Source organism: Sporosarcina sp. P3 (assembly GCF_002743415.1).
GTDB lineage: Bacteria > Bacillota > Bacilli > Bacillales_A > Planococcaceae > Sporosarcina > Sporosarcina ureae_A.
The window spans coordinates 22,878-39,979 of sequence record NZ_PDZE01000014.1 but is presented as its reverse complement, the minus strand read 5'-3'; the positions used below and the strand labels follow the sequence as shown (position 1 = coordinate 39,979).

Sequence of the window (17,102 nt, the reverse complement as noted above, 5' to 3'; positions counted from 1 at the left end):
CAGAAGGATCTTATCTTATACTCGTGTAGCTTGCATCTTAGCAAGTTCTTTCTCTGAACATAATACAAAGTGTTCAGGTGTGATTTCGCGAAATTCCACTTTTTCGTCGGGACCGTATTGATGGTCCTTTGGATTATACGGATGGCGCACACGGGAACGTTCATAAATAGGATCCGGTAGCGGAATCGCTGACAGCAAAGATTTTGTATAAGCGTGCATGGGGTTTCGGTACAATTCATCTGCTGGAGCCATCTCCACTAGTTTACCGAAATACATCACGCCAATACGATCGGATATATACTTAACCATCGATAGATCATGGGCGATGAATAAGTAGGTCAATCCTTTTTCCTCCTGTAGTTCTTTCAACAAGTTGACGACTTGCGCTTGAATAGAAACGTCCAGTGCAGAGATCGGTTCATCCGCAATGATGAATTCAGGATCTACAGCTAATGCACGTGCAATTCCGATACGCTGACGCTGACCACCTGAGAACTCATGCGGATAACGCTCAGCATGTTCACGATTTAAACCAACAGTCTCAAGCAAATCAATGACTCGTTGCTTACGTTCAGACTTTCCTTTTACCAAGCCATGTATATCTAATCCTTCTGCAATAATATCCAAGACTTTCATCCGTGGATTTAAAGAAGCATAAGGATCTTGGAAAATCATTTGCATTTTTCTATTCAATATATGATTGTCCTTTTTGCTTTTCGGCGCATGAACATCTACACCGTCGTAGAGAACTTGACCCGCTGTCGCATCATATAACCGGATCATTGTACGTCCTGTTGTCGATTTACCACAACCTGACTCGCCTACTAAACCGAATGTTTCTCCTCGCTTAATAGTGAAGCTAATGTCATCAATCGCACGGACTTCAGTAGATTTCCCTGCATTAAAATATTGTTTAAGGTTACGTACTTCTATTAAATTGTCTGACATCACACAGTACCTCCCGTCTGATCAACATAGTACCGACTACCTTTAAAGGTTTTCATACGTTCAATAATAAGGGCCGGCGGTTCCACCTGTGGTGCTTGCGGGTGCAATAACCATGTCGCTGCGTAATGAGTATCACTCACTTGGAAGAAAGGTGGCTGCCGCTCCATATCAATTTTCATTGCATATTCACTCCGGAGTGCGAATGCATCCCCCTTTGGAGGATTTAATAAATCAGGCGGTGTACCTGGAATCGCATACAGCTTTTGCTCTTCTAAATCCATAGATGGCATGGAGCTTAGTAAGCCCCATGTGTAAGGATGCTGTGGATTATAGAAAATCTCATCTACTGTACCGATTTCAACAATTCGACCGCCATACATAACCGCCACTCGATCGGCGACGTTTGCTACTACACCCAGGTCATGCGTAATGAATATGATAGATGTATCAGTCTTCTTCTGAATATCTTTCATCAGCTCCAGGATTTGCGCCTGAATCGTGACATCTAGTGCAGTCGTTGGTTCATCCGCTATCAAAATTTTAGGATTACACGCTAGCGCTATCGCAATCACGATACGCTGACGTTGCCCACCAGAAAATTGGTGAGGATACATCTTGTAACGATTTTCGGCATTGGGTATACCGACTAGGTTCAAAAGTTCAATCGTCTGTTGACGTGCTTGTGATTTATTCAACTTCTGGTGTTTTAAGATTGGCTCCATGATTTGTCTTCCAATTGTCATAGTTGGATTTAATGAAGTCATCGGGTCTTGGAAAATCATCGATATATCTTTCCCACGAATCTTTTGCATATCTTTTTCAGGAATTTTCGTTAGATCTCTTCCTTCAAATGAAATTTCACCATGCTTATATTCAGCACTTGATTCAGGTAGGAGTCGCATGATGGATTTCGTCGTAACAGATTTACCCGATCCTGACTCTCCTACGATAGCGAGCGTCTCTCCTTTATGCAAATCAAAGTTTACGCCACGAATCGCTTTCACTTCACCTGCAAATGTATGGAAGGAAAGCTCGAGGTCTTTTACTTCTAATATTTTTGTCAACTTGCTCTCCTCCTCTTAATCTTTCATTTTAGGATCTAGTGCATCACGTAGTCCGTCACCAATCAAGTTAAATGCAATCATGAGAACACTGATGACAATGGCGGGGAACAATAATACGTATGGCTGATTCTCCATCACTTTGTATCCGTCGTTAATCAATGTTCCTAACGAAGCAGCTGGGGGCTGAAGCCCGATCCCGATAAAGCTTAAGAACGCTTCAAAGAAAATCGCATTGGGAATTGTGAACATCGTGTTGATGATAATAATCCCTAGCATATTCGGTAGTAAGTGTTTCGTAATAATTTTTCCATCTTTGGCGCCTAGTGTGCGTGAAGCTAATACGAATTCTTGCGATTTATATTTCAATGTCTGCGCACGTACAATACGTGACATCCCTATCCAACCAGTTATAGTGATCGCGACGATTATGGCGGTTATTCCCGGATCCATGATCATGATCATTAATATAACAACAATCAATGTAGGAATACCAATCAAAATCTCGACAACCCGTTGCATAATATCATCTGTTCGTCCACCAAAGTATCCCGAAATTCCTCCATACGCAACACCTATAACCATATCAATAGCTGCTGCTACAAATGCAATAAATAAAGATACACGTGTACCTTCCCATAACCGTGTAAATAAGTCACGACCCAAACCATCCGTACCGAACCAATAATATTCATCTACTTTTTTCATTTCGTAGAGATTAACAGTCTTTCCTGCCAATTTACCATCTCCATCAAAAAATCCTGTTGCTTCGATACCAGGTATTTTAGGCGGTAAGTTTGCGTGACGTAAGTTTTGTGCATCCCCTGCGTGTCCATTTAAATGAGGACCGATGAGCGCCATAAGTATAACTAATAAAAGAACAATCATACTAACAATAGCTGCTTTATTTTTACGGAGTCCTAACCATGCGTCTTGCCAGAAACTTAAACTCGGCTTCTCTATTCGTTCTGCCTGTTCCGCGTCGATCGTGATCCGTTCAAAATCCTCTTGCGTCAGCTCTTCCTGTTCAAATTCATTGCGCATTATCCCTTACCTCCAGACACGCGGATACGCGGATCGATAACTCCATATAAAATATCCACTATAAAAATAACCAAAATGAGGAAAGCGGAGAACAATAATGTCGTACCCATGATTGTTGCATGGTCATTCGTCATGATGGACGAAACGAATTGCTCACCTATTCCTGGAATTGCAAAGATTTGTTCTACAACGAGTGACCCTGTTACTAAACCAGCTGCGAGTGGTCCGAGAACTGTGATCAAAGGTATTAATGCATTTCGAAAAGCGTGTTTGAAAGCAATTTCAAAACCATTGGCACCTTTTGCTTTAGCCAAAATAATGTAATCTGAATTCAATACTTCTATCATCTCAGTCCGTATGAAGCGCGCGGATAGGGCAAGTGGCCCCATAGCGAGTGCAAGCGATGGCAGGACACTAGATTTCCAACCGTCGTTCCACAAACCGACCGGTAATAAATGCCATTCTGAAGCAATCCAATATTGCAGCAACGATGCAAATACAAAGGACGGAATGGAAATACCGAGTATTGCAAAGAAAGTGCTTCCATAATCCCAAAATGTATTATGCTTCAAAGCAGCAAGCATACCTAATAAGATTCCAACAATAGTCCCGAAGACCATCGCTTGCGCTCCCAAGATTAAAGAAGGTTTTAATCTCGTAGCCAATAAATCGTTGACACTTTTCCCCTTAAATACGAATGAGGTTCCCAAATCACCTTTTGCCAAGTTTTTCATATATATTGCGTATTGCACAGGCTTAGGCTTATCGATTCCATACTTCTTTTCAACAATCGCTTTCTGTGTATCATTCAATTTGTTGTAAGAAGCGATCGGTGAACCTGGCAAAGTTTGCATGAGGAAAAAAGAGGCCGTTGCAATTAAAAACAGCGTTATGAACATATATACTATGCGTTTTCCAATATACTTAACCACGGTACGTTACACCTCCAAAAGAGTTTCTTACTTGCTATGCAAGTACTCACGTGACAATCTTCGACAAGAAATTAAATATTGCAACTATTTGATGTTACTAAAAAGAGAGTATATGGATAGTGATCACCATATACTCTCCCCTATTAAACTTGAATCCTTACTACATTACAATTATTTACCTGAAATGTACGCCCACTTGTAGCTATAGTCCGCGCCAAATGGATGATCTACTAAACCTTTAAAGTAAGGTTTGTGTAAAAAGATTAAACCACGCTGATAGATTGGTGCAATTGCAGCATCTTCATCGAGCAACATTTTTTCAGCTTTTGCGAATGCTTCATAGCGCTCTTCTGGTTTAAGAGCTAATTCTCCTTTTGAATCTTCAATCAATTTATCGTATTCAGGGTTAGAATAAGACATTAAGTTGTTCGTACCATCTGTTACAAATAGATCCAAGAATGAAATCGGGTCTTGGAAATCTGGTCCCCAACCTGATACTTGAATATCATAGTCTTGGTTTCCATCTAAATCCAAACGTACAGAGAATGGTACTTCTTTCAATGAAATTGAAAGTCCTTCTAGGTTACCTTCTAATTGAGACTTAAAGTACTCGTCCATTTTCTTAGAAAGCTCAGTATCTCCGCCAAGAATTTCAAGATCAAGAGATTCAACACCTAATTCTTCAAGTCCTTTTTTCCAGTGCTCTTGTGCTTCTTCCACGTTGTACTCCAAGTGGTCGCCGCTCAACTCACGGAAGTCTTTTTCATTTTCATCAAACGTAAAGTTTTTTGGTACTAGGAAGTTTGCAGGTAATGAACCGTTAGCTAATACTACGTCCGCCATATCTTCCTTCTCGAATGATTTAGCGATAGCTTTACGGATGTTCTCATTCGCAAGCGGTGTTTCTTTCCCATCACGTTCTTGGTTAAACTTGAAGTAGAAAACAGATGTTTCCGGCTGGATAACAGCTTCTTCATCATCACGATATTGCATAGCCAAGTCGCCAGAAACTCCTGCGCGATCTAACTTGCCATCTTGGTAAAGCTTTACAGCAGTCGCAGAATCTTTAACAACGTTTACATGAATTTCATTAAGTTTTACGTTTTCTGCATCCCAGTAATGTTCGTTTTTCACATAAGTCCAGCTATCGCCTGTTCCATCCCATTCAGTTAAAACAAACGGTCCATTTGATAGTAGGCTATCAGAGTTTGTAGCGTATGCATCTGCTTTAGAAGCTACGAACTCTTCTTTAAGAGGATAGAATGTTCCGAATGACATAAGTGACAAGAAATAAGGTACTGGACGTTCAAGTGTTACTTCAAACGTCTTTTCATCTACGGCTTTAACGCCAAGCTCAGATACTTCCATTTTTTCTTCAGAGATTGCTGTCGCGTTTTTCACTACGCCAGACATCATGAATGGTCCGTAAGGTGAACCTGTCGCTGGATCAATTGCACGCTGCCAAGCATAAACGAAGTCATCCGCTGTAACAGGTGTTTCATCAGCCCACATTGCGTCGCGAAGTTTGAACGTATACGTCAACCCATCTTCGCTAACTTCTGCTTCTTCAGCAGCCATCGCAGGTTCTGCAATGTTTTCTTGATTTAAACGATATAAACCTTCGTTGATATTGTTTAATACATTGAAACCAACTTGATCTTCCACGATTGAAGAATCAACAGACGGGATAGCTGCAGATTCGGCTAAGTATAGTACTTGCTCAGCGTCCGGCTCCCCTTCTTCGTCTTTAGCATGCTGTTTTTCTTCTGGCTCTTCAGTTGTTGCCTGGTCTTTGTCGTCCCCGTCTGCCGGCTTTTCTTCGTCTTTCGAACCGCCACATGCAGCTAGGAACATACTTAGCACTAATGTTAGCGCCATTAATAAAAGCCACTTATTATTCTTCAAATTGTTGACCTCCCCTTTGGTATTTTTGAAGTGCTAGCTTTTTCATTATACAAGAAAAATTTATAGATGTAAACGCTCACAACGTTATTGTCTTAATTTTAAACTATTATAGAAGATTCTACACATTCCGACTCGTATATTGTAAGATAGATAGTAGTTCCAAACTTTATAAATGAAAAGAAGGATTTCTATGAAACGTAATAGTATTGTATTTCTCATATCTCAATTGATAATTGTTATTTCTGTCTATTCAATTTACGGTAAACTCTCACTACTTGGCTATATTAATGCTTCCTTTTTCGTTAGTAGTTCCTTGCTATTCATTGGAGGAGTTGTGTTTGTTGTCCGTACCGGCTTCTTTGATTTCTTTATGAAAAGTTCGCGCAAAGTATTTGCTAGAAAGGGGCAAAGAGAGGCAATCGAATCTATGCGTGCCCCATCTGAAGTACTGTCAGCGAGCCCTGCTTGGTTGTTCCTTGCAGGGATGCCAACCTTTATATTAATGATGGTGGCGCTTATCTTATACTATCTATAAAAAGTCTCGGCACTTCCAATAAAGGAGATGCCGAGATTTTTAGTTTATTAATATACTTTATACAAATGATCCCAACTATCTTTAGAAAGTCGTGATCATTTACGATCTTCTATCTTCAACTTACTTCCATCATTGAATTTAATTTCCACTTCAAATTCTTGATAGTCCGCTTGGAGATTAAAAGCTTTTAGTATGTCATCAATTGTTTCTTGTTGTGAGCTATCTTTTGTCACATCTAGACTTTTCACTTTTGAATATACATCATCAAATGCTTCCTGACCTGTCAAATACATTTCATTTAGTTCATCTTCTACTTTAGCTTTAATTGGTTCGTTTTCATCTTGTTCAATTTCCGCTTCATATTCTTTGTTGTTACCGTAAGAAACCTCCAATTCGATTTCTTTAAATGAGAGCTTGTCCATGTCTGCTTGCATATCCTTTGTTGCTGAGTCAGTGGTGGAGTCTGTTGCAGTATCGGTTACAGCATCATCAGTATCTTGATTCGTATCACCGGTAGCTGGCTCTAATGGTTGCTCTACTGGAGGATTAACTGCATTAGAATTCTCTTCTACTTTATCATCTGTCGCATCCGTTCCACATCCCGCCAATGCTAGCGCCACGACTGATGCTCCTGTTATTACCAAACGTTTCATGAAATATTCCTCCTAAATGACATAGTACTTTTTAGTGGTTCCCTATTTTGCTACTTCCCAAACGGTTAGTTTTATTTAATGAAGGGTATGTTGGTAAGTATAGGAGTGATATCAAATGAACAATCAGAAACCCATAACTGCTGTCGAAGCAATTGATTCCATTGAATCAACATTCCATACAGAAAACCATTTACGACGTGCGCATGCGACCGGTATCGCATTTGATGCAACTTTCCAACCAACCGGGGCGGCTGTTCCTTGGACTACAGCTGCTCATCTACAAAAAGCTGAAGTTCCCACTGTTGTGCGTTTTTCTCACAGTTCTACAGATCCAAACTCAACTAAACGATTGAATCCAATTAAAGGTATGGCCGTGCGTTTTCAATTACCTGATCATACATACACAAATTTAACAATGGTCAATGTACCAATATTCATCAGCAAAACTCCAGAAGCCTTTATTCGTCTACTACAAGCATTCGACTCAACCAGTACATGGTCACAACGAATAGATGCACTTATGCATAATACAGAGTACAAAGCTTTTGGTTCAATTTTAAAAGAACTGAAACCGTTTCGTAATTTCGAATCTCTTCATTACTACTCTATTCATGCGTATTTTTTAAAGAACGACGATCTAGAGAGACAAGCTGTCCGTTTTGAATGGCAACCTTTTATACAAAACAATGAAAATACTACTAGTAATTCTATGGAAAATGAACTCATTCATAAAGTGCAACAAGGACATCCTGTACGTTTTCGCTTACGTATGCAGCTAGCTGAACAAGGGGATGAAACAGCTGATCCCACCATCGCCTGGCCAGATGATCGAAAATTAATTGAAGCAGGAATCCTTACACTGCACTCACTACGTACAGATAATGCAGAGTCCTTTGTCTTTGATCCAACAGTTACTATAAAAGGTATAGAATGCAGTGATGATCCCGTATTACACTTCCGTTCCGCAGCGTACGATGAATCTGCTAAACGACGTGGCGTCAAAAATAGCATGTAAGCATTACTAGATTAACATAATGCAAGTGACGATAAGATAGTATTCACTCTTTCTATTTTCACTAAAAAACTTACAATATTAGGGATGACTTATTTAGGCTTTATTTCATTAGAAAGTCTATAATCATTTAGAAAATCAAGTACTTACCTTGTTACTATTACCAAGTCATCCTAAACTTGATTTTTTCATTATGTTTTTGTTAAACTAATACCGTGTCGATTCAAAGGACGAACCAATATCATCATCCTATATGATTAAGAACGTGCTAGCTAAGCAGCCAGAGGGGTTGACTATTTATTACGAGGAGCTGATGTGTATGACAACAGAAAAAGAAAAAGTACTGGGGACTATAGAAGATGTTGACACAGAAAAGGATTATTCCTTAGATCGTGTACCTTTAGAAGACCGTAATAAAGGTTGGCTGAGCATTACGAACATTACGTTCGGAATCGCAACTGCCATCTTTTATTTTCAAATGGGTAGCGTCATGGCTTTGCAATTCGGTGCACCAAACGCTATTGTATCGGCTATTTACGCCATCATTGTAGCTGGTCTACTTGGTACCGTGATTGCGTACTTATCCGCAAAATCAGGCATGAATGTTAATCTTTTATCACGGAGCGGTGGATTCGGTTATATTGGCTCTTCGCTAACTTCATTAATATACGCCTCAAACTTTATTATGTATTGTGCGTTTGAAGGGTTGATTCTCGTATCTGCTGTTCACTATTTCACACCGGACTTTCCTAAGTGGATTTTGATTGTGATCTTCGGAACACTTGTTATTCCACTGAACTGGTTCGGAATCGAGCAGCTGGACAAACTTCAAAAATGGTCCATGCCAGTATTTATGATATTCCTAGTTGCTGCGATTGTCGTATCGTTCATCAAACCGGCTGTTTACACAGGATCTGTGTTCTCTTATATGCCTGAAGGTGTTCAATTTGGAGGAACAGCGTTATTGTTCTGTATCGGGATGCACAATGGAATTATGGGACTGACCGCTCTACTAGCTTCAGACTATGCTCGTTTCCTAAAACCATCTGATCGAAAATTCGGTTCAATTGCAATCGGTTTCATTCCACAGATTTTCTGTTATGGAGTAATGGGCGGACTTGGTATTTGGTTCGGTGTAAGATTCTTAGAAAAAGATCCCGGCGTCTACATCGTCTTATTGCTAGGAATTGGCGGTGCATTATTTACGATGCTGACACAGTTACGAATTAACGTAACCAATATATACAGTAGTTCCCTTTCACTATCGAATTTCTTTGAGAATGTATTTCGGTTCACGCCTGGCCGTAGATTCTGGGTAGTCATCTCAGCTACAAGTGCGATCTTACTGATGCTCGGTGGAATCGTAGATCATCTAGATACTGTCATGACTTTCCAAGGTGTGTTTCTATTTTCCTGGGCTGCCATTCTGGTGACGGATGCATTGGTTGTCAAAAAGTGGCTTAAAATCGGTCCAACTTATTATGTATCGAGGCAAGAATATTTGTATAAGTGGAATCCTGTTGGCGTCGCTTCGTTACTAATAGCCAGTACATTTGGGGCCATCGCAGCGTCTGGTTATCTCGGCATATTCCTGCAATCTACAGCCGCATTCGTCGCTTCCATACTGGCCGCGATATTGACAGTAGTAATCGCTATATATACAAAAGGTAAATATTACTTAGTACGTGAACCAAATGACATTACAGCAGATGATAAATTAGGGTAATAACTATAGTATGCCTTTATAAAAAAAGCCTAAATGATCGGTTAAGCCGACCATTTAGGCTTTTTCATTCCCTATCTTCAGATAATCCCCTACGTTGAATGCTTCCCCATTCACGTTTACCACGCAGAGCACGTATAATTCCTTCAGCGCGCCAAACTAGCGTTAGCGGGCGATACCAAAACGCTTCAGTCAGCGATAGCATCACTAGACGGAATAAATCTTCTACTTTTGGATATGTATTACGGCTCCACGCTTCTAATAATACCGATGCCATCGAAAACAAAGATCCATATAAAATAAATAATAATCCAAGGATTCCTGCGAATATCATATATACTTCTCCCATAAATAAAGAAAGTACCATATACGCGTAACCAGCCAATTCAATTAAAGGTCCAAGTAATTCAATGAACAAGAAATACGGAATGGATATCAGACCTACTGAACCATACCTCGGATTGAATGCCATCTTTTTGTGTAGCCAGAGACTTTCGGCCAATCCTTGATGCCAGCGCCGACGTTGTGTGCGTAAATCCTTGAAGTTATCAGGAGCTTCTGTCCAGCAAACAGGATCAGGTGTAAAGATGATTTCTTTGCCTTCTTTACGATCAGAAATCTCTTCATGTAGCTTAACTACAAGTTCCATATCCTCACCGACTGTATTCTTGGCATAACCACCTACTTGCAGCACCCATTTCTTTGAAAAAACACTGAATGCACCTGAAATGATTAATACTAGATTATACTTACTAAGCGCCATACGCCCCATAAGAAACGCACGCATATACTCCACGATCTGCATCATGACGATGGCAGAGTTTGGCAGCCCTTCTCTAACGACTTGCCCCATTTGAATTTCGTAACCATTGGCAATGCGCACGTTGCCACCTGTCGCTATTACTTCTTTATTGGATTCCATAATAGGCTTCATCACACGTAACAGTGATGTGCGATCCAGTATTGAATCTCCATCAATCGAACAGAAATATGGATACTTAGAGACATTGATTCCCACATTTAATGCATCTGCTTTTCCGCCATTCACTTTCGTAATCAGTAATAAATTAGGGTGCATATCGGACTGATAGATCGCTTCAATAGGTTGTGTTTCAATCTGCTTGTTCACTACTTTACGAATCGGTTTCATATTAAAGTGTTCAATTACTATGTCTTCCGTATTGTCTGTAGATCCGTCATTGATTACCAATATCTCAAATTGTGGATACTGCAATGCTAATAATGAATAGATATTTCCAAGCACTCCTTCTTGCTCGTTATAGGCAGGGACGATAATAGTCACAGGTTGTGTATATATAAAGTCTACCGCTTCTTCATCCGATAAATTTTTCTGCAACTTTCGTTCTTTTCCTAATTGAATGAATGCAATTATTAACATTGATGTATACGCGAAAATAACAGCCAGCATATATGCGAGTAAAATATAGCCAACAAACGCAAAAAACGAAGAAGTAATTACAGGTAAATTCATCTCATTACTCCTTTCCGAACATCTCTTCTGCCACATCTACGGCGAACTCATCGGACGACGTCGTAATAACAGAATAAAGTGCTTGTTGGCCATTTCTTAATGATTTCATAGATTTTGCAGCTTGTGCACGAACTGGATAAGTGGGATCCTTTATCAAGTGATTGAGTACAGGTAACGCCTCTTCTGTAGGTGCGGAACGAAAAATCTTAGCTGTCATCAAACGTTCTTCCCAAACAGGTGAATATGAGAATCCTTCATATAACTTAAGCGCATCTGCCACTTCTAGATCAGCTATACTCTTTAATGCGTGGATCCGTAATTCTTGCGTTGAGCTTTTTAAACATTCATGTAGCAACGGAAGCCAATCAAGATAGTGGCGAACACCTACAATTTCAATCAACGTCAATTGCAACACTTCAGATAGTTCGTTAAAATTTTCGGCTAGCAAACGAATTTGCGTCTCATCTAATTCCATCAATAGTTTTTTATAATCAAACTCACCTAGTGGAACTCTGGGGTGGATGAAGTGTGCAACGAAGTCCATTTCCGAGAACTTTGCCATCACCTCATACATCAAAATGTATTCCGTCTTAGAATATTTTTCCTTCTCTTGAAGTTGCTGTATAACTGCATCTAGCATAAAAGATAAGTTAAATAAATGAATTTTGTTTAGCGTATTGATGCGTACACTGCCACTCCGACTGGCGAGACCTGTATGATAGTAGTCAGTCATGTACATCGCTGCAAAGGCATTTATTTTATCTGTAATTTCATCGGATGCAAAATGATAACTAAAGCGAAAAAACAACTCATCGATGGCTTCTAATTCTAAATGGCTGACTGGTTTAAGTGAATCGATCGGAAACTTCTCTCCCAGCAAATACTCGCACCAATCAGCTTGATGTTCTTCGATATATCTGTTCATTTTGTTTTTATTTTTCACTTCTCGCATTCTATAGAACACAAGCAAGAAAAATAGAGCGAAAAGTATAATCAGTAATACTAGGATGACGAAAAGCAAAGACAGTAAAAACTTATCCATAATAAATCCGGTTCAACACTTTCTTTATTTGCGATTCAAATAAATTGGGGTTAAATGGCTTTGTTATATAATCATCTACTCCATTTTCATAAGCAAAAATCATTTCAGTTTCACTTTTTCGTTTCGTCATCATGAAAACATGATACTTTTTCGTGTTCGGTAATGTACGTAGTGTATATAGTACTTCCAGTCCGTTTTTTCTTGGTAGAATATCATTCACAATGACTACATGGGTATGGGAGGATGTATACCAGTCAGATTCAATAAAAGATTGTCCATCATAAAACACTCGGATATCGAGTTCCAATTGACTTAAAGATACACGCTCTATTAGCTTCTGAATAACCGTTGTGACAAGAGGATCTTCGTCAATAATGCTAACCCGTACACATTGTCGCTCTAACTTTCTAAACGAACGATCTTTCACATAAGGTGTACTTCCTGTTAATTGGAATGCACGATTTAGCGATTCGTTCCCCGCCTGCAATACTTCTTCTAGTGTCGCATCACCATTACGGATTTCCATTACTGAAACCACCATACGATAGGACCGATTAGTCTCAGTCCTACGTAATCTTTCAATAAATACATCCACTTCTTCTTCACCAGTATGCGCCATTAAAATAATGTCAGGTTCACCTTTCGGGAAACTAAATAACAAGTCGGAATTTCGCATGTGTTCAAGTAGAATATGTTTACTCTCGGGATTTTCGGGACATTTCACAAATACTAATGTGAATACTTGCCGGAAGCGTTTCATGTTCGCCAATTGCCAACGAAAGAGTTGTGGAAAGAGTAATCCATCCAACATATTTACATCTCCATTTTTCATTTTCATCGTCATTACACCTTTCATCAGCCCGTTCGCTGTTAGAATTTCTTCAAATAGGCGTTTACTTCAGAAGTAAGTGAATCCTCGGTCATAATATAATTCAGCCCACTTTCCCGATCCAGTAAAGGTATCAATTCTTCCTCGTATCCTGTAGTCATTTGAACTACTTTCACTTTAATATGGTGAGCTGCCCCTAATTCTTTTACTTGCTTCATCTCTTCCTCCGAGCTCGTACTCGGAGATTGCAAGTAAATAACTTGCGCCACACCATAAGCCGTTGCAAATGTCATATACTCCGACGATTCAAGCATTGGCCCGACCAACAAATTACGTTCATGTCGCTTCGCTTGTCCATTTATAAATTTTATTTCTTCTAATTCTTCACCTCGTTGTGCCGATCCATAGAGTAAACCTGTTGCCATACGTGTTACTTGTTTTTGATATGGACCCGCCACTAAATATGCTAAGCGTTTTTGGTCTTTCACTTCTTTAATCAATTGATATTGTTCCGTTAAGCTTAATCCATCAAGTTGGATGAAGTCTGTAGTACCTATTTTACGTAAACGATCTCGTTCTACCTTATCGGGCTGACAACCGACCAACATTTTGCGCCCAATCCATTCCGTTTCACCGCACTGTACTATTGGTGAGGTATCTCCCAATAAGGTAGTGCCCCAGTCTATGTACGACTCCAACATAGCGGTCGCTGTACTATTCGTAAAATCATGTACGTATACTTTATGATCTAGTGATTGTACATACGAAGCTACCTTTTTAATATCATCCAGTGTCGGTTCTTCTTTCAATGGCATACTAGTATATTTTATTTGAATTTCTGATACGGTCTTTTTTTCTTTTATCGGCCATTCGGAATCTTGCGGATCCTTTAATAGGGAAACGATTTCTTCTACCTCACCTCGCTTAATTCGCGTAAACCATTCTTCTTCTGTCGGATAAGGTCCTAGCAGGATGGATTGATCTGGGAAGTAGAATAGATTTCCTCTTTCTAATGTTGTAGGTTGCAAAAAGTGAAGTGCATATAAATCATCACCCAATTCTTCATTAATTACCTGTTTTACTACATCTACTCGATGTCTTCCTAAATAACAATGAACGTAATATTTTTTATCATCCTGAGTAATTAATTCTTTTACTTTTTCAATAGATTTTGTATTATCACCAACCCAAGGCAACATAGGAAGTGAATGTACTTCTAATTCTACTTCTTCTGCGAAACGAACTTCCTGACCTAGAAGAGGTTTTTCAATAGGTAATGTCGGATTGAGCAACGTAATGACACCATCATACCCACGTTCTTTTAAACTAAGTAAATCTTCTTTTTCTGGATACGGTCCGAAGGTAAAACGTTCTCCTTCCACCACTTCTCCTTGGGACGCTTGAACGATTCCAGAACCCGTGTTTAGAAAGTAATATAATCCTGCAACGGTTAACATAATTGAACTTGCTGCCAACAGCCAAGTCAGTAGCCAGTGATTCTTTTTGACAATAAAATTATAATAGAGAAATGACACAACAAAGCCAAATATTACCCAGCCTACTACAAAGTACTTCATGGCATGATCTATCTTAAACTGTGACCAGCCACGATCCGTAAAGGCTTGCTCTATCGGCACCACAACGAACAACAGGAAGAAAACCCCTCCCCCTACGCCTAGTGTACTTAAAAAAACAAACCATAAGAGAAGCTTTAAGAAAAACCGGTTTTTAGGTTCATTTGTCAATTTCCTCACCATTCTTCCTATCATAGGTTTCATCCAAGATTTCTTCCATCATTGGAAAATAGGTCAACCAGTAGAAAGCTGATACATCTTTGGCAAAGTATTTATAGACATTATGTATCCCTTGCCATTTAACGATTGACTTTTTATCAAAATCTGCATAATCTCCTGCAAAATAATACGTATTTTCCTGTTCTTGATGTAATACTGCTGGAAATGTTTCAGGGATGCCAGCCTCAAGTAATACACTGCGCCCTTTTTCAGTCAAATTAAATTCATAGGTTGCCAGTACATTCGTTTGTCCATACGGCTCTACCACATCAAACCAATAAAGATAATCGGATGAATACACTTTGGGAAACCTTTTCTTTCCGTCTTTTGTTAATTCGAAGTGAGCGGCACTTTTACTTTCTTGTCCATCCAGAACAATCACTTCTCCAGATGTATGAACAAACGCAAGACCTGCGCCTGCAAACACCCACTCACTATTCATCTGTTCCCTATATCCTTCAACAAGCCATCGGGGTATTTCTTCATTCGCCAAGTCAGTGAAATAACGACCAATCCAGCCTGTCCACGTAATGCCTAAATTTTTTTGCATAACTGTACTCACTTCTTCGCTGGTAGGTGATGCAAAACTATTAAACTCTGCAATTAATGTTGTATTTTCATTTTTACTAGCCATTAATTCGTTCCACTCTAGTAGTTCCATTCCTCCGTATAAGAGTTCGGAACGAGAACCATCAGGTTGATCTTTAAGGTCATCACCGAATACCCCATATGTATCCGCTACGTAAATCATATCGAGCGGTCGGGCACGAAACGGTTCCATGGCCACTTGATCATATGGATCAAAACCATAATAATCGAGACCCAAGTCATAAAGCTCACCGTCTAGCCGCGTAATTTTCTTTCCATTTAATATCTGAAATAAACCATTGTGCTCACGATAATCTTTTTTTGCAACGGACTTATCTATCACTGCTATATCCATGATTTTCTCTTCTTTAAGAGTCCAATAGATCCTTGGCGATAACACGAGTAAGATCAGCAGTACGGCTATAGCTAGTTTCTTCACGAATTATATCTCTCCCTTACTCCTGTCGAATATCGACCAAATATCCAAATTATAGTCTTACTATATCACCGATTATTCTTTCAAACAAACAATATATCTACCTATTTAGTATAAATATACTAGATTTAATAAGTAATATTATTGTATAATTAATCAGTAGGTCTTAATAATTACAAAGTTCTACTCTATTTTAATTTATTAGAGAAAGGTGACGACTATGTCAAAGAAAGTACGACTTGTTTGGATGGCGGTGATTCTATTGATTGTATCCAACTTCATTTGGTTAAAACCTATGTTAACGATGCGTATAGATCAGCCAAAAGCTACATGGTTATGGCACACAACGCAAATAGTAGATCAATCTAATTCACTTGTTGAATTCTTAGATAAAAAGAACGTATCTACGTTGTATTTGCAAGTTAATGAAGATATACCAGATGATGCATATCAACACTTTATAAAAAAAGCGAGTGAAAAGAATATTGAAGTACATGCTCTTGATGGTGCACCTCATTGGGCAACTAATCAACATTCTGTTCAAAGCTTCTTCCGATGGGTAGAAAAATATCAATCTGTTTCCGAAAAAACTGAACAATTTGCTGGTATTCATTTGGACATCGAGCCATACATACTGCCTACATGGGAATCTAGTTTACAAATGACGATCGAAAGTTATCAGCAAAATATCCGATACGCTGCCGGAGAGTCGGCTCTTCTTGGATTGCACTTTGGGATTGATATACCCTTTTGGTTCGATAAAACCTTCTATTCAACTATTATGGGTGAAGGCGTTCTATCTGAATGGTTGATCGACCAATCCGATAGTATAAATGTCATGGCTTACCGCAACAAAGCGAATAGTCGTAACGGAATAATTAGTTTAGCTCAAAGCGAAATAGACTACGCTAATGCCACAGGTAAGCAAGCACGCGTAGCAATAGAAACTAGTAAATCTTCCGAAGGTGACTACCTATCTTTCTTTGGTAAAAATAATGCGTATATGGAGAAACAGTTAAAGGAAGTAGAACGTTCATTTAATCACTCTGAAGAATTCCGTGGGATTGCTATCCATTCATTAGAAAGCTGGATGAAACGTAAATAATATA

At 39.2% G+C, this 17,102-nt stretch carries 15 protein-coding genes; 4 read left to right on the top strand and 11 right to left on the bottom strand.

Features of this window, described 5'->3' with window-relative positions; all coding sequences use genetic code 11:
• Positions 1-15 precede the first annotated feature (15 nt).
• From CSV61_RS14450 to CSV61_RS14430, 5 genes are all read right to left on the bottom strand, one after another.
• Positions 16-948, bottom strand: coding sequence for an ABC transporter ATP-binding protein (locus tag CSV61_RS14450; RefSeq protein WP_099639798.1), 933 nt, complete (start codon positions 946-948; stop codon positions 16-18).
• Complete coding sequence (locus CSV61_RS14445; protein WP_099639797.1) at positions 948-2,012, bottom strand: ABC transporter ATP-binding protein; 1,065 nt, start codon at positions 2,010-2,012, stop codon at positions 948-950. Before CSV61_RS14445 ends, CSV61_RS14450 begins: the two co-directional genes overlap by 1 nt.
• 15 nt (positions 2,013-2,027) lie before the next feature.
• The gene (gene opp3C, locus CSV61_RS14440) at positions 2,028-3,053 is read right to left on the bottom strand and encodes an oligopeptide ABC transporter permease (protein WP_083033970.1); all 1,026 of its coding nucleotides are present in this window, start codon (positions 3,051-3,053) and stop codon (positions 2,028-2,030) included.
• Positions 3,053-3,985, bottom strand: a complete 933-nt coding sequence (gene opp3b / locus CSV61_RS14435; RefSeq protein WP_083033972.1) for an oligopeptide ABC transporter permease — start codon at positions 3,983-3,985, stop codon at positions 3,053-3,055. The genes opp3C and opp3b overlap by 1 nt, the downstream gene beginning before the upstream one ends.
• Before the next feature lie 171 nt (positions 3,986-4,156).
• Positions 4,157-5,890, bottom strand: coding sequence for a peptide ABC transporter substrate-binding protein (locus tag CSV61_RS14430; RefSeq protein ID WP_099639796.1), 1,734 nt, complete (start codon positions 5,888-5,890; stop codon positions 4,157-4,159).
• A gap of 190 nt (positions 5,891-6,080) precedes the next feature.
• Here CSV61_RS14430 and CSV61_RS14425 point away from each other — a divergent pair, with 190 nt between their 5' ends.
• Positions 6,081-6,425, top strand: coding sequence for a DUF3899 domain-containing protein (locus tag CSV61_RS14425; protein ID WP_158233862.1), 345 nt, complete (start codon positions 6,081-6,083; stop codon positions 6,423-6,425).
• A 95-nt stretch (positions 6,426-6,520) separates the two neighbouring features.
• Here the strand turns inward: CSV61_RS14425 and CSV61_RS14420 are convergent, their stop codons facing one another.
• On the bottom strand, positions 6,521-7,078 hold the full coding sequence (locus CSV61_RS14420; protein WP_099639794.1) for a YusW family protein: 558 nt from the start codon (positions 7,076-7,078) through the stop codon (positions 6,521-6,523).
• A gap of 115 nt (positions 7,079-7,193) precedes the next feature.
• On the opposite strand from CSV61_RS14420, the gene CSV61_RS14415 reads away from it, so the two are divergent.
• Entirely contained in the window at positions 7,194-8,093 is a 900-nt protein-coding gene (locus tag CSV61_RS14415) for a catalase (RefSeq protein WP_083033988.1), read from the top strand.
• A gap of 316 nt (positions 8,094-8,409) precedes the next feature.
• On the top strand, positions 8,410-9,816 hold the full coding sequence (locus CSV61_RS14410) for a purine-cytosine permease family protein (protein WP_083033990.1): 1,407 nt from the start codon (positions 8,410-8,412) through the stop codon (positions 9,814-9,816).
• Positions 9,817-9,880: 64 nt separating this feature from the next.
• Here CSV61_RS14410 and CSV61_RS14405 read toward each other — a convergent pair whose 3' ends face one another.
• Genes CSV61_RS14405 through CSV61_RS14385 form a run of 5 tightly spaced genes read right to left on the bottom strand, consistent with a single transcriptional unit; the run spans position 9,881 to position 15,996 of the window.
• The gene (locus CSV61_RS14405; RefSeq protein ID WP_099639793.1) at positions 9,881-11,305 is read right to left on the bottom strand and encodes a glycosyltransferase family 2 protein; all 1,425 of its coding nucleotides are present in this window, start codon (positions 11,303-11,305) and stop codon (positions 9,881-9,883) included.
• Between the two features lie 4 nt (positions 11,306-11,309).
• Entirely contained in the window at positions 11,310-12,347 is a 1,038-nt protein-coding gene (locus CSV61_RS14400) for a HEAT repeat domain-containing protein (protein ID WP_099639792.1), read from the bottom strand.
• Positions 12,340-13,185 carry a response regulator gene (locus CSV61_RS14395; RefSeq protein ID WP_158233861.1) on the bottom strand — a complete coding sequence of 282 codons (846 nt, stop codon included), beginning with the start codon at positions 13,183-13,185 and terminating at the stop codon, positions 12,340-12,342. Before CSV61_RS14395 ends, CSV61_RS14400 begins: the two co-directional genes overlap by 8 nt.
• Positions 13,186-13,217: 32 nt before the next feature.
• Complete coding sequence (locus CSV61_RS14390; protein ID WP_158233860.1) at positions 13,218-14,954, bottom strand: hypothetical protein; 1,737 nt, start codon at positions 14,952-14,954, stop codon at positions 13,218-13,220.
• On the bottom strand, positions 14,911-15,996 hold the full coding sequence (locus tag CSV61_RS14385; protein ID WP_099639789.1) for a hypothetical protein: 1,086 nt from the start codon (positions 15,994-15,996) through the stop codon (positions 14,911-14,913). The genes CSV61_RS14390 and CSV61_RS14385 overlap by 44 nt, the downstream gene beginning before the upstream one ends.
• Positions 15,997-16,213: 217 nt before the next feature.
• Here CSV61_RS14385 and CSV61_RS14380 point away from each other — a divergent pair, with 217 nt between their 5' ends.
• Entirely contained in the window at positions 16,214-17,098 is an 885-nt protein-coding gene (locus CSV61_RS14380) for an amidase (protein WP_099639788.1), read from the top strand.
• Positions 17,099-17,102 lie beyond the last annotated feature (4 nt).

What these genes read in the sequence shown, in the direction of transcription:
- CSV61_RS14380 (WP_099639788.1), top strand. Translation starts at nt 16,214, where the DNA reads ATGTCAAAGAAAGTACGACTTGTTTGGATGGCGGTGATTCTATTGATT.
- CSV61_RS14425 (WP_158233862.1), top strand. Translation starts at nt 6,081, where the DNA reads ATGAAACGTAATAGTATTGTATTTCTCATATCTCAATTGATAATTGTT.
- CSV61_RS14395 (WP_158233861.1), bottom strand. Translation starts at nt 13,185, where the DNA reads ATGAAAATGAAAAATGGAGATGTAAATATGTTGGATGGATTACTCTTT.
- CSV61_RS14400 (WP_099639792.1), bottom strand. Translation starts at nt 12,347, where the DNA reads ATGGATAAGTTTTTACTGTCTTTGCTTTTCGTCATCCTAGTATTACTG.
- CSV61_RS14405 (WP_099639793.1), bottom strand. Translation starts at nt 11,305, where the DNA reads ATGAATTTACCTGTAATTACTTCTTCGTTTTTTGCGTTTGTTGGCTAT.
- CSV61_RS14450 (WP_099639798.1), bottom strand. Translation starts at nt 948, where the DNA reads ATGTCAGACAATTTAATAGAAGTACGTAACCTTAAACAATATTTTAAT.
- opp3C (WP_083033970.1), bottom strand. Translation starts at nt 3,053, where the DNA reads ATGCGCAATGAATTTGAACAGGAAGAGCTGACGCAAGAGGATTTTGAA.
- CSV61_RS14390 (WP_158233860.1), bottom strand. Translation starts at nt 14,954, where the DNA reads ATGAAACCTATGATAGGAAGAATGGTGAGGAAATTGACAAATGAACCT.
- CSV61_RS14410 (WP_083033990.1), top strand. Translation starts at nt 8,410, where the DNA reads ATGACAACAGAAAAAGAAAAAGTACTGGGGACTATAGAAGATGTTGAC.
- CSV61_RS14420 (WP_099639794.1), bottom strand. Translation starts at nt 7,078, where the DNA reads ATGAAACGTTTGGTAATAACAGGAGCATCAGTCGTGGCGCTAGCATTG.
- CSV61_RS14415 (WP_083033988.1), top strand. Translation starts at nt 7,194, where the DNA reads ATGAACAATCAGAAACCCATAACTGCTGTCGAAGCAATTGATTCCATT.